10 protein-coding genes and 1 riboswitch are annotated in these 12891 nt (G+C 60.8%); of the genes, 9 read left to right on the top strand and 1 reads right to left on the bottom strand.

Features of this window, described 5'->3' with window-relative positions; genetic code table 11:
• Positions 1–8 precede the first annotated feature (8 nt).
• Positions 9–1871 (bottom strand): ABC transporter ATP-binding protein/permease, encoded by a 1863-nt coding sequence (locus PY649_RS22660; RefSeq protein ID WP_285870968.1) that lies wholly within the window; start codon positions 1869–1871, stop codon positions 9–11.
• A gap of 168 nt (positions 1872–2039) precedes the next feature.
• Here PY649_RS22660 and PY649_RS22655 point away from each other — a divergent pair, with 168 nt between their 5' ends.
• From PY649_RS22655 to PY649_RS22615, 9 genes are all read left to right on the top strand, one after another.
• Positions 2040–2882 (top strand): AAA family ATPase, encoded by an 843-nt coding sequence (locus PY649_RS22655; RefSeq protein WP_285870967.1) that lies wholly within the window; start codon positions 2040–2042, stop codon positions 2880–2882.
• A gap of 361 nt (positions 2883–3243) precedes the next feature.
• Positions 3244–3321: riboswitch (SAM riboswitch) on the top strand.
• Positions 3322–3368: 47 nt separating this feature from the next.
• Positions 3369–4295, top strand: a complete 927-nt coding sequence (gene metA, locus PY649_RS22650; protein ID WP_285870966.1) for a homoserine O-acetyltransferase MetA — start codon at positions 3369–3371, stop codon at positions 4293–4295.
• Positions 4296–4297: 2 nt separating this feature from the next.
• Complete coding sequence (locus PY649_RS22645) at positions 4298–5485, top strand: vWA domain-containing protein (RefSeq protein WP_285870965.1); 1188 nt, start codon at positions 4298–4300, stop codon at positions 5483–5485.
• A gap of 313 nt (positions 5486–5798) precedes the next feature.
• Positions 5799–6824, top strand: a complete 1026-nt coding sequence (locus PY649_RS22640) for an aldose epimerase family protein (protein WP_285870964.1) — start codon at positions 5799–5801, stop codon at positions 6822–6824.
• 227 nt (positions 6825–7051) lie between these two features.
• On the top strand, positions 7052–7825 hold the full coding sequence (locus PY649_RS22635; RefSeq protein ID WP_285870963.1) for a GntR family transcriptional regulator: 774 nt from the start codon (positions 7052–7054) through the stop codon (positions 7823–7825).
• Positions 7822–8853, top strand: coding sequence for an SIS domain-containing protein (locus PY649_RS22630; protein ID WP_285870962.1), 1032 nt, complete (start codon positions 7822–7824; stop codon positions 8851–8853). Before PY649_RS22635 ends, PY649_RS22630 begins: the two co-directional genes overlap by 4 nt.
• The gene (gene nagA, locus PY649_RS22625) at positions 8853–10010 is read left to right on the top strand and encodes an N-acetylglucosamine-6-phosphate deacetylase (protein ID WP_285870961.1); all 1158 of its coding nucleotides are present in this window, start codon (positions 8853–8855) and stop codon (positions 10008–10010) included. The genes PY649_RS22630 and nagA overlap by 1 nt, the downstream gene beginning before the upstream one ends.
• A 23-nt stretch (positions 10011–10033) precedes the next feature.
• Positions 10034–10762, top strand: coding sequence for an SIS domain-containing protein (locus PY649_RS22620; protein ID WP_285870960.1), 729 nt, complete (start codon positions 10034–10036; stop codon positions 10760–10762).
• A gap of 417 nt (positions 10763–11179) precedes the next feature.
• A complete protein-coding gene (locus PY649_RS22615) occupies positions 11180–12796 on the top strand; it encodes an ABC transporter substrate-binding protein (RefSeq protein WP_285870959.1) in 1617 nt (538 codons plus the stop codon).
• Positions 12797–12891 lie beyond the last annotated feature (95 nt).

The raw sequence follows: 12891 nt of genomic DNA, 5'->3' as shown, positions 1-12891 counted from the left end.
GCCGCAAACTACCGCGATGGTGCATTCGCCTTCTTGGGCGTCGCATCCGGTACCGCTGCCGCCGGCGGTACGGCTGCCGCGACGACCTCTTCGTGCTCCTCGGGCGACACCAACGCCTGAAGATGCAGGACGCGCGGCGACATCGCCTGGAGATAGGCGTCCGAGCGGCCGATATAGACCACAGTGGCGTCGGTGAATTCCGTCAGCAGCGCCGAGAACTTGGCCTGCATATCCGGCTCCAGCCCTTCCATGACTTCGTCAAGGATGATCCACTTCGGCTTTGACAGCAGCAGATGCGCAAAGGAGACGGCCTTTTGCTCGTCATTGTCCAAAAGCCGGTCCCAGCGCGCCTGCGTATCGAGCCGGCTCTTCAATCGGCCGAGGCCGACCTTGTCCATCGCAGCTTCCACAGCGGCATCGTCATAGGCATCCCGATCCTCGGGAAAGCAGATCGCTTCGCGCAGTGTACCGCCGGGCACATAGGGCGTATGCGGCATGAACAACATATCTTCCATCGGTGGCAGGCTGATCGTGCCCGAGCCGCAATTCCATTGATGCGCCAACGACTGGAACAGCAATCTGCGGTTCACGCCATGATCACCATTGATCATGATGTGCTCGCCGGCGGTGATCGTCACCGTGCCTTCGCGGATACGGAAGCCGTTCTCGATGGCGTCCTCGCTGGTTTTGGTGGAAATCTCCATGTCGGTCCAGACCATCGTGCCGGGCGCAGCCTGATCGAAAGCGATGGTATGCGGCATGTCCGCGCCGTCGTCCATCTCCGTCAGCGCCTGACGGAAATCGGTGACGCGCATCAGCGTGGCGCGCCATTCGGCGATCGGGCCGAAATTGGCGACATACCAGCGCAGGGCGGAATTGACCTGATTGAAGGCGCCGACCGCCACCATCAACTGGCCAAAGGTCAGCCCGCCGGAGAAATAGGCGGGCGCAGCCACCAGGATCGGAATGATCAGCACCAGCCAGCCGTAGCCGGCCGAAACCCAGGTTAGATTGGTATTGGCAATGGCAAGTTGGCGGATAACGGCGAGCACGGCCGAGATATCGACATTGATCCGCCGCCGCTCGTTTTCCTCGCCGCCGGCAATGGTGATCGCCGGCATATGTTCGTTGGCATGCATCAACGCAAAGCGCAGCTCGGCTTCCTTGGAATAACGGTCGGCATTCAGCCGCACCAGCCGACGGCCGACGAATTGGCTGAGGAACGAGGCCGAACCGGCATAGAGGATCGCCGCCCAGACCATATAGCCGGGGATGGCAAAACTCATGCCCTTGAAATTGAAAACCATGCCGCTCGACAGTTCCCACAGCACGCCGATGAAGCTGAGCAGCAGGATCGTCGCCTGCACCAGGCCGATCGCCAGGCCCGTCGTGCTTTCGGCGAGATTGCGTGCATCCTCGTGCAGACGCTGGTCCGGATTGACGCCGATCAGGCCGGAGGAAGCGAGACGGAGAGCGCGTTTGGCCTGCAGCCATTGGTCGACGAGATCACGCGCCAAGCCCTCGCGCATATAAAGCGCGGCCATCTGGTTAAGCCAAGCCTGTACCACGTTGAGGACCAAAAGCGAGCCAGCAATGATGCCGAAGATGCCGAGCTGATGGAAGAACGCGCCAGTGTCGCGCCGCGCCAGCGAATCATAAAAGGGCGCATTCCAATTGTTGAGCAGGACCTGGACATAGGCCGTGACCAAGATAATCGCGAATAACGCAATCGTAAGCGAAATAATCTTGACGCGAACGGCGGAATTCCAAAAGGCGGAAACCATCATCCGCAGCCGATAGAGGACGCTCAAATCGTAACCGACCTGGTCAGCTCCCCCGATATTCGGCTTGGCTTGCGTTTCAACTGCCATCAACACTTCCCTGCAACGCACTTAATCCTCAGTTAATCATGACCCGCTCACATGTCCATCCATGTGGTACGTCAACGTGATCACGTTCGGTATATACACCGTTTCACGTCTTGAACCGAGTAAGGCCAAGGAATAGCTTGCGCCTCAAAGATTGATGAAAGCCTTCCAATGCAATTTCAGGGTACCGCAGACTATATCGCCGACAAGGATTTGATGGTCGCTGTCAACGCCGCCATTCGGCTGGAACGGCCACTTTTGGTGAAAGGCGAACCGGGTACCGGCAAGACCGAACTGGCCCGTCAGGTCGCCTCAGCCCTCGATCTCGACCTCATCGAATGGAATATCAAATCGACCACCAAGGCGCAGCAGGGTCTGTATGAATATGATGCAGTCTCGCGCCTGCGCGACAGCCAGTTGGGCGATGCGCGGGTCAATGACGTCAGGAACTACATCCGGCAAGGCAAGCTCTGGCAAGCCTTTACGGTGCCGAAAAAATGCGTGCTGCTGATCGACGAGATCGACAAGGCCGACATCGAATTTCCGAACGATCTGCTGCAGGAACTCGACCGCATGGAGTTCCACGTCTACGAAACCGGCGAAACGATCCGTGCCGCCGTGAGGCCGATCGTCATCATCACCTCCAACAATGAAAAGGAACTGCCGGACGCCTTTCTGCGCCGCTGTTTCTTCCACTACATCCGCTTCCCCGACGCCGAAACGCTGACACGCATCGTCGAGGTGCACTATCCCGGCATCAAGCAGACGCTGGTACGGGCCGCCCTCACCCAGTTCTTCGAGATCCGCGATGTGCCGGGGCTGAAGAAGAAACCCTCGACCTCCGAAGCACTCGATTGGATCCGCCTCCTCGTCGCCGACGACATCGATCCGGCGACCTTGCGCGGGGATGCCAGGAGCGTTCTGCCGAAGCTGCATGGGGCTTTGCTGAAGAACGAGCAGGATGTGCACCTATTCGAGCGGCTGGCCTTCATGGCGCGCGGACAAGGGAGATAAGCTAGGTTCGACATTCCCGCTGATCAGACAGCAATTGCAGTCTCTCCCGATAAGGAGGGGGGAACAAAGTCACCCGCCCTCGCCCTTCGAGGCTGCGGCTTTCAGCCTCCGCACCTCAGGGTGAGGGCTGATCTTTTGCTCCTGCGCGCAAACTCTCTCTGCCTCACCCTGAGGTGCCTTGGCGTTGGAGCGTCAGCGCAAAGGCCAAGGCCTCGAAGGGCGAGGCAGCCCCGGAGCCAACAATCTAAGAAGCCGCCACACAAGCGCTTCTTGAACATCTGTAAGCGGCAACCGACATCAGAACGCAGCGCCAGCCCCGCAAAGCTTGCCCCATTGACCCGCAGGGGCAGCAGGTCTATTGAATTTCTCCCGTGGTGATTTGGCCGGCCGGCTTGCAGCCACGTTAAAAAAGTCGCTAAAGGGCCGCGTGCGGACCGGTAGCGATTCTTGTCGCGGCCGGTTTTTTGTTTTTAGTGGTGTGAAAAGATGCCCATCAAGATTCCCGATACGCTGCCCGCATTCGAAGCCCTCCAGACCGAGGGCGTGCGGGTGATGACCGAAACGGTGGCGATCCGTCAGGATATCCGCCCCCTTCAGATCGGGCTTCTCAATCTCATGCCGAACAAGATCAAGACTGAGGTGCAGATGGCGCGTCTCGTCGGCGCCTCGCCGCTGCAGGTGGAATTCTCGCTGATCCGCATCGGCGGCCACAAGGCCAAGAACACCTCGGAAGAGCATCTGCTCGCCTTCTACCAGACCTGGGAGGAGGTGAAGCAACGCAAATTCGACGGCTTCATCATCACCGGCGCACCGATCGAGCTCTTGGATTATGAGGACGTCACCTACTGGAACGAGATGCAGCAGATCTTCGACTGGACGGCGACCAACGTCCATTCGACGCTAAACGTCTGTTGGGGCGCCATGGCGGCCGCCTACCATTTCCATGGCGTGCCTAAATATACGCTGAAGGAAAAGGCCTTCGGCGTTTATCGCCACCAGAACCTGAAGCCGTCCTCGGTCTATCTCAACGGTTTCTCCGACGATTTCGCCATTCCGGTCTCGCGCTGGACGGAAGTGCGCCGCGCCGACATCGAAAAGGTGCCGGGCCTGCAGATATTGATGGAATCGAGCGAGATGGGCGTCTGTCTCGTCCACGAGCAGGCCTGCAACCGTCTCTACATGTTCAATCACGTGGAGTATGATTCCACCTCGCTGGCGGATGAATATTTCCGTGACGTGAATGCGGGCGTGCCGATCAAAATGCCGCACAATTATTTCCCGCATAACGACCCGGAGATCGCGCCGCAGAACCGCTGGCGCAGCCACGCGCATCTGTTCTTCGGCAACTGGATCAACGAGATCTACCAGACCACGCCCTATGATCTCGAGGAGATCGGCCAAGAGAGGTTCTGACCTTGTTCATTCCCTTCTTCCTGAAGCTGAAGGAAGCGAAGGTTCCGGTGACGCTCCGGGAATTCCTGTCGCTTCTGGAGGGAATGGAAGAAGGGATCGCGGACTACGATGTCGAGGCCTTCTATTATCTGGCCCGAGCGGCCCTGATCAAGGACGAGCGCTTCATCGACCGTTTCGACCAGGTCTTCGCCGACTACTTCCGCGGTGTCGAGGCAGTCGGCGGTGACAGGGTGGCGACCGAGGCGGCTGCCATCCCCGAGGAATGGCTACGCAAGCTCGCCGAAAAACATCTGACGGACGAGGAAAAGAAGCTGGTCGAGGCGCTCGGCGGCTTCGAAAAGCTGATGGAGACGCTGCGTGAGCGTCTTGCCGAACAAAAGGGACGGCACCAGGGCGGCTCGAAATGGATCGGTACGGCGGGCACTTCGCCGTTCGGCGCACATGGCTACAATCCCGAAGGCGTGCGCATCGGCCAGGAGGCATCCCATCATCGCAAGGCGGTGAAAGTCTGGGACCGCCGCGAATTCCAAAATCTCGACGACAGCATCGAGCTCGGCACCCGCAACATCAAGGTGGCGCTGAAACGGCTCCGCCGCTGGGTGCGCGAAGGAGCAGCCGAAGAACTCGACCTTTCGGGCACGATCCGCTCCACCGCCGAACATGGCTACCTCGACGTCCAGACCCGGCCGGAGCGGCGCAATGCCGTTAAACTGCTGATGTTCTTCGATGTCGGCGGCTCGATGGACGATCATATCCGCGTGGTGGAGGAGCTGTTCTCCGCGGCTCGCGCCGAATTCCGGCACATGGAGTATTTCTATTTCCATAACTGCCTCTACGAAGGCGTGTGGAAGGACAATCGCCGCCGGCGAGTCGACGGCACAGCAACGGCCGATCTGATCCGCACCTTCGGCTCCGATTATCGCGTCGTCTTCGTCGGCGACGCCTCGATGAGCCCTTATGAGGTCACCCATCCCGGCGGCTCGGTGGAACACTGGAACAGGGAGGCCGGCGAGGTCTGGCTCAACCGCATCACCGGCCATTTCCGCAAATGCGTCTGGCTCAATCCCGTGCCAGAAGGCTATTGGAGCCACACCACCTCGATCTCGATCATCCGCCGCTTGCTTGCGGAGCGGATGTATCCGCTGACGCTCGGCGGTTTGGAGAAGGCGACGCGGGAATTGTCGCGTTGATCATACTTGATTGACCGCTAGTCTCTGTCTTGCCTGTTTGATGGTTATGGTCAGGCGAGTCTGCCGGTTGCGCACAAGGCTAAATCAAAACCAAACTCTCCTGACAAGCCCAAACCAAAACCGACGCACCCCTCTGTCGTACGCCTTGCACATTTCCAGCGCAGTCTGCCGCTTCCGCGGCCGTCGAGGGAAAACCCGAGTGGCACTTGATCGACAATCCGCCGCGCCTAAATTTCGCAATCGACTGATTGCGGACCGGCGCAAATGGGGGCAGGTTCTGGCTTCGAATTTTCAATAGGAATGGATAGCTGAAATGACGGACAATGGTTTGGAACGCGAAGTTTTTGGAACGACGGCGAATGGCGAGACGGTCTATCGCGTCAAGATATCAGGCGGCGGCCTGACGGCCCACATCATAACCTGGGGTGCCGTCATCCAGGACCTGCGCCTGGAAGGTCACGGCCCGGCGCTGCTGCTCGGCTTCGATAATTTCGCCGACTATCCCGCTCATTCCTCGTATTTCGGCGCCACGCCCGGCCGCTGCGCCAATCGCATCGGCGCTGGCCATTTCAAGCTGGACGGCAAGGAATATCAGCTCGAACTCAACGAAAAAGGCGTCACCCATCTGCACGGCGGCAAGGACAACATCGCCAAGCGCAACTGGACGATCGTCGAGCACGCCGCCGACCGCGTCGTGCTGAAGATCGTCGATCCCGACGGCCGCGCCGGCTATCCCGGCAAGTGCACGATCCAGGCAACCTATTGGGTGCATGGCAACGGCGAATTCTCGATCACTTACGAATCGACCACCGATAAGCCGACGCTCGCCAATGTCTGCCAGCACGCCTATTTCAACCTCGACGGCCGCGACGACGCGCTCGGTCATGACATCATGATCGCCGCGGATCACTATACGCCGACGGACGAGAAGCAGGTGCCGACAGGCGAGGTTCGCCCCGTCGCCGGCACCGTCTTCGATTTCCGCGAAATGGCGCCGATGAAGCGCTTCGATGGCGCCGAACAGGCGCTCTACGACCACAATTTCTGCCTGTCCTCGGAGCGCACCGCCAAGCGCTCGGTCGTTCTGGCGCGCAGCGTCAATTCCGGCGTCTCGCTGGAAGTGCGCACGACCGAGCCCGGCGTGCAGTTCTACGCCGGCTTCAAGCTCGATGTTCCCGTTCCCGGCCACGACGGCCGCAAGATCGGCCCCTTCGCCGGCTTCTGCCTGGAAACTCAGGTCTGGCCGGATGCCATCAACCATGAGGGCTTCCCGAACGCCGTTCTTCGCCCCGGCGAAGTGCTGCGCCAGGAAACGGACTACATCTTCACCAAGAATTGAGCTGAGGGCGCAATTTCCCGAAATTGTCGGCCACAGGCACTCCGCTTTCAGGTGGAACCACTTGAAAGCGGATAAAATCGCCTAGATTCAAAAGACTAGAGAAACCTCCGTGCGCTCAGGCGAGCGCGTGACGTTTGAGGCGCACTTCGCGCCCCGTCGATTCATATTCAGGCTACAGATCAGATTCATCTTGCGAATTGGTTCTAAATAGGTTCTACAAAGAACCCATGGATAGAACCAGTTTGATTGCAGAACTGAACAGCCGTGGCCTGCGCGACGAGGCCATGACCGGGCCGTTGTACAAACGCCTGGCGCAGGCGCTGACCGGCCTCATCCAGGAAGGCCTGCTCAAATCGGGAACGGCACTGCCGGGCGAGCGTGATCTGGCCGAGGCCTTGCAGGTCGGCCGCGTCACGGTCCGCACCGCCTATCGCGATCTGCTGGCCTCGGGTGCGATCGAGTCACGTCACGGCAGCGGCACATTCGTGTCGGAGCGCGTCGAGCGTATCGAACAATCGCTCTGGCGCCTCTCCTCCTTCTCTGCCGATATGCGCTCGCGTGGCCGCGAGCCGGCGGCAAAGATCCTCTCGCGTACCGTCAGCCCGCCCGCCCCGGAAGAATCCTTCCTGCTCGGTCTCGGCCAAGATGAGCCGGTGCTACGGCTCGACCGCCTGCGTCTTGCCGACGGCCAGCCGCTCGCCATCGAGCGCGCCGTCGTTCCGATCAAATTTCTGGGCGAGGATGCGGTTTCCGAGGGTTCGCTCTATGATGCGCTGACGGGGAATGGCTTCAAGCCGGTCCGGGCCCTGCAGCGGCTGACGGCGGTGACACTCGATCCGACCTCCGCATCGATCCTCAACGTCAAGGCCGGCGCGCCGGCGCTTTTGATCGAACGTATTTCACGCCTGGAAGACCAGCGCGTCGTTGAATACACCCGCTCGCATTATCGCGGCGATGCCTATGATTTCGTTGCCGAATTAAGAATTGGAGATGACCCATGAGCGAGACCCAATCCCTGATGCTGGCGGAGGCCGGCCAGTCGCCTGACGTCGTGGCGACCCTGCTTGAGAAGGAAAAGCCCGTCTTTGCCGAAATCGCAAAGCTCTTTTCCTCCAGCCGCCCCTCTGTGATCACGACGGCAGCGCGCGGTTCTTCCGACCACGCAGCCACCTTCTTCAAATATCTCTTCGAAATCTGCCATGGCGTGCCCGTCGCCTCGGTCGGCCCTTCGATCGCCTCGGTCTATGGCGCTCCTCTCCACCTGAAGGGCGGCGTCCACTTCACAGTATCGCAATCCGGCGGCAGCCCCGACATCATCGCGCTGCAGGCAGCCGCCAAGCAGGGCGGCGCCACGACGATTGCTGTCGTCAACGTCGCCGACAGCCCGCTCGCCAAGGAGGCCGACATCGTGCTCGGCCTCAATGCCGGTCCGGAAAAGAGTGTTGCCGCCACGAAATCCTTCATTGCCTCCGTCGCCGCACTTGCCGGCGTCACCGCGGCAATCTCGGGAGACCAGAGGCTTGCCGCCGGCCTCGCCAAATTGCCGGAAGCGCTCGCGGCGACATCGGGGATCGACGGCAAGGCCGCCGAGGACGTGCTCTTCAACGCCACGTCGCTTTATACCGGCGGCCGCGGCCCTGCCTTCGCCATCGCGCTGGAGGCGGCGCTGAAGGCCAAGGAAACCTCGGGCCTGCATGCCGAGGCCTTTTCGCTCGCTGAGCTGATGCACGGGCCGATGCGGCTGGTGCAGCCCGGCTTCCCGATCATCGCCTTTTCGCCGGATGATGCCGCCTTCGCCAACAATGCCAAGGCGCTAGAACGCCTGCAGAAGCTTGGCGCCACGGCCGTATCCTTCTCCACCGCCGCGCTCCCCGGCATTAACCTGCGCATGCCCACCACCGGCAACGGCCTGCTCGACCCGCTGGTGTCGCTGCTCTGCTATTATCGCCTCGTCGAGTCCGTGACGCGGCGCAAGGGCTTCGATCCGGATAAGCCGGCTAATCTTCTCAAGGTAACGGAGACCATGTGATGGACTACAAGGTCTTTACCGGCGCCCGCATTTTCGACGGCGAACGGTTTCATGAGGATAGCGCCCTGGTGATGGGCAATGGCCGGGTGCACACGATCACCGCCGCCAACAATGTGCCCGACAATGCCGAAGTCATCCGCCTTCAAGGCGGCGTGCTGTCCCCCGGCTTCATCGATGCGCAGGTGAACGGCGGCGGCGGCCGCATGCTGAACGATGAGCCCTCTGCCGAATCCATGTATATGATCGCCGACGGGCATCGCCCCTACGGCACCACGGCGCTGCTGCCGACGCTGATCACCGATGTCGCAGCGGCGACAACGGCGGCGATCGAATCGGCGACCGAGGCCGTCAAGGCCAATCGTGGCGTCGCCGGCCTGCATCTCGAAGGCCCCCACCTAGCGCCGGCCCGCAAGGGCGCGCATCTGGCCGAGCTGATGCGCCCCGTCGAGGACAGCGACGTCAAGACCTTCATCCGCGCCCGCGAGGCGATCGGCACCCTTCTTATTACCATGGCGGCGGAGCAGGTCACCGAACGCCAGGTGCAGGCGCTGAACGAAGGCGGCGTCATCGTCAGTATCGGCCACAGCGACTGCACTGCGGAGGCGGCCGATGCCCGCTTCGACGCCGGTGCCCGCGGCGTCACCCATCTCTTCAATGCCATGAGCCAGATGGGCCATCGCGCGCCGGGTCTCGTGGGAGCCGCGATCGACCATCCCGCGCCCTGGTGCGGCATCATCGCCGACGGCCACCATGTCGATCCGCGGGCGCTCCGCATTGCACTTCGCGCCAAGCGCGGCGAAGGTCGGCTGTTCTTCGTCACCGACGCCATGTCGCTTGTTGGTACCGATCTTCCGAGCTTCACCTTGAACGGCCGCACCGTCTACCGCACCAAGGGTGGCTATTGCTCGAAGTTGACACTGGACGACGGCACGCTCGCCGGCTCCGACGTCGATATGGCATCGACGATCCGCTACGGCGTCAACGTCCTCGAATTGCCGCTGGCGGAAGCCTTGCGCATGGCGACGTCCTATCCGGCCCGCTTCCTGCGGCTCGCGGATCGTGGTCACCTGACGCCTGGCGCTCGTGCCGATCTCGTCCATATCAACGATGGCATCGAAGTCACCGGGACCTGGATCTCGGGCCAGCCGTCAGCCTGAAACGCAAACGAGAGAGGCGCGCAATGACCGCAGTCACGGACAGCTATTTCTCCGCCATCATCGGCCGGCTGGAAACCTTGAGCGAAACGCTCGCCGAACCGATGGCGAAGGCAGCCGAAGTCATCTGCGCTGCCGCGCGAGCCGACCGCCGCGTCTATGTCTTCGGCACTGGTCATTCGCACATGCTGGCGGAGGAGGTGCATTACCGCGCCGGCGGCCTCGCCTTCACCATCCCCGTGCTGGTCGGCTCGGCCATGCTGCATGAAGGCGCCGTCATCAGCTCGGTCTATGAACGCACCGAGGGTCTGATACGGCCGATCTTCGAACGCTATGGCATGCAGCCCGGCGATGTCCTGATCATCGCCTCCAATTCCGGCGTCAACGCCGCCCCGATCGAGGCCGCTGACTACGGCCGCGAGATCGGCGCTACTGTCATCGCCATCACCTCGCTCGCTTACTCCGCGGCCATCGCCAATGGCCGTCGCCGCTTGGCCGATATCGCCGATATCGTCTTCGACAACGGCCTGCCGCCGGGCGACGCCCTCATCGATCTGCCGGGCGGTGATTTCAGAGTCGGGCCGGCATCGACCGCCATCGGTGCCACGGTGCTGAACGCAATCTTCGCCGAAGTCGCCGCCGAACTTTGCAAGGACGGCGACCCGCCCGTCTATCTCAGCGCCAACATGCCAGGCGCCAAGGAGATCAATCAGCGTCTGGTGAAAAAATACCGGCCGCGCAATCCGCATCTTTGATCGGATGCTTATCCCGCCCGCTGCACTCATCGACGGCGGGCGGGGAAGCAAGAAACTGGGATTCCGCCGAGGCTCGGCCCCTTCGGGAACTGTTGAGCTTTTCGCGGAACCGCCCGCGACAGAGCGCTCCTCTATGCGCTTGCCGGAGATGCCGCCCGAAAGCGGGAGGCTTCTAGTGATATTCCAAGGCGCTCCCTTGACGCGCACCCCACTCACCAGCATAGTGCCTGATGAGCAATCTTATATCCGATCTGATTTTATGCTGAGGCCTTGGGAGGGGCAGCAGATCGAGCCTATAGGATTGTCTTGAACGGCCGGTCGCATCGATCCTCGCACGATGAAAACAGCGAACATGAAGCATAGGAGATCTCGATCGGCGGCTGACAATCATTCGAACGCATCTGGGAGGAAAACAGGATGAGCGTTTCGCGCAGGGAGTTTCTCGTTCAAACCGGATTGGTGACAGCCGCAGCCGCCTTGGGCTCCAGCGTCGCAAGTGCGCCGAGCTTTGCGGCTGATAGCGGCAGCATCACAATCGCGCTTGCCGCCCGCGGCCCAGTCGGCCTTAATCCGCAGCAGACCGGTCTCAACGGTGGCGACAACTGGGGGATTTACCAGATGTACGACACCTTGGTGAAAGCACCCGATGGTCGCTGGGCGGTGAAGCCGGGAGAGTTTCTGCCGAGCATCGCCGAAAGCTGGGAATCCTCAGCCGATGCCAAGACCTGGACCTACAAAATCCGCAGGGGCGTGAAATTTCACAAGGGCTACGGCGAAGTAACCGCCGATGACGTCGTCTTCACATTCGGCCGCCAGCTCGATCCGAAACTGCCGACGGCCAACAAGGTCTTCTATTCCAACATTGCCACCTGCGAGGCCGTGGACCCGGTGACGGTCCGCTTCACGCTGAAAAGCCCGGATCCGCTGTTCAACGGCAGTTGCGCTTCGACGCTCAGTGTCTCAATTCTTTGCAAGAAGGCATTCGAGGAGAGAGGCGACGGCTACAACACCGACCCGATCGGCACCGGTCCCTACCAGGTCAAGTCCTTCAGCCAGACGGACGGAATTCAGTTCGTTGCCTTTCCGGATCATTTCGACGGCCCCCCAGTCACGCCCAATCTGCAGATCTCCTACATCGCCGATACGACGGCACGCACCCTCGCCTTTGCATCCGGTCAGGTCGATATGATCGAAGGCGTGCGTGCGCCAGGCTGGATCGACTCGATCAAGCAGCGATTGCCGCAGACGATCTTTGATGCGACGGCGCCAGGCAGCCACAATACGCTCAATATCAATCTGACGCGCAAGCCGCTGGACAATCTCAAGGTGCGGCAAGCCATACGCTACGGCATCGACAACATGGCGATTGCCACCGCCTTCAACGGCATTGCGGCACCCATGGTCGGGGTGGTTGCTTCAGAGTTTGCCGGCTCCGTGAAGCTCGCCGATCTGCCGCCGGAACTGCAATACAAGCCCGATTCGGAAAAGGCGAAGGCGTTGCTTGCCGAGGCAGGCTTTCCCGACGGCGTGACGATCCCCTGCTACGTCAGCCAGCGCGAGGACTACTCCTCGATCATGTTGATGATACAGGAACAGTTGCGTGGGGCGAATATCAAACTCGATCTCAGCATGATCGACCACAACGCGTTCCATGCGGACAACCGCCTCGACAAGAATGCGCTCGCTCTCTACTCATCGAGCTTCCCGCCGGTACCGACGCTGACGCTCTCCTCGCAGCTCGCCGCCGCGGCCGAAGTCAAGGCCGACGGCAAGGGACAGGGCAATTACAGCCACTACGGCGTCGCCATTCCCGGCATTGATGATCTTCTTGCTCAAGCCCAGAACGAACCTGATTTCAATAAGCGCATCGCGATCATCCAGGCGGCTGAAAAGAAGGTACTGACCGATCTTCCCCTGCTCGGCATTATCACCCTGTCCTATGTGATTGCCCGAAATCCGCGCATCGATATCGGCTACAAGGTCGAGTCGGGCCCGGCCTATTGGTCGCTCGCAAAGGCCAAGCGCACCGCCTAGGCTGTGGTGACGATTTAACGGTTTGGCTTTCCAAGTCGAGGCAAATCAGATTCAAGACTGCCTTTTGGAGGTTGGTCATGAATGCCGGTGGGCTC

The sequence above is a fragment of the Rhizobium mayense genome, from assembly GCF_030272705.1.
Taxonomy (GTDB): Bacteria; Pseudomonadota; Alphaproteobacteria; order Rhizobiales; family Rhizobiaceae; genus Rhizobium; species Rhizobium mayense.
Note: the sequence above shows the minus strand (reverse complement) of the source record. Positions and strands in the feature narration are given on the sequence as shown.

What these genes read in the sequence shown, in the direction of transcription:
- PY649_RS22640 (WP_285870964.1), top strand. Translation starts at nt 5,799, where the DNA reads ATGACGGACAATGGTTTGGAACGCGAAGTTTTTGGAACGACGGCGAAT.
- PY649_RS22635 (WP_285870963.1), top strand. Translation starts at nt 7,052, where the DNA reads ATGGATAGAACCAGTTTGATTGCAGAACTGAACAGCCGTGGCCTGCGC.
- PY649_RS22660 (WP_285870968.1), bottom strand. Translation starts at nt 1,871, where the DNA reads ATGGCAGTTGAAACGCAAGCCAAGCCGAATATCGGGGGAGCTGACCAG.
- nagA (WP_285870961.1), top strand. Translation starts at nt 8,853, where the DNA reads ATGGACTACAAGGTCTTTACCGGCGCCCGCATTTTCGACGGCGAACGG.
- PY649_RS22630 (WP_285870962.1), top strand. Translation starts at nt 7,822, where the DNA reads ATGAGCGAGACCCAATCCCTGATGCTGGCGGAGGCCGGCCAGTCGCCT.
- PY649_RS22615 (WP_285870959.1), top strand. Translation starts at nt 11,180, where the DNA reads ATGAGCGTTTCGCGCAGGGAGTTTCTCGTTCAAACCGGATTGGTGACA.
- PY649_RS22655 (WP_285870967.1), top strand. Translation starts at nt 2,040, where the DNA reads ATGCAATTTCAGGGTACCGCAGACTATATCGCCGACAAGGATTTGATG.
- metA (WP_285870966.1), top strand. Translation starts at nt 3,369, where the DNA reads ATGCCCATCAAGATTCCCGATACGCTGCCCGCATTCGAAGCCCTCCAG.
- PY649_RS22620 (WP_285870960.1), top strand. Translation starts at nt 10,034, where the DNA reads ATGACCGCAGTCACGGACAGCTATTTCTCCGCCATCATCGGCCGGCTG.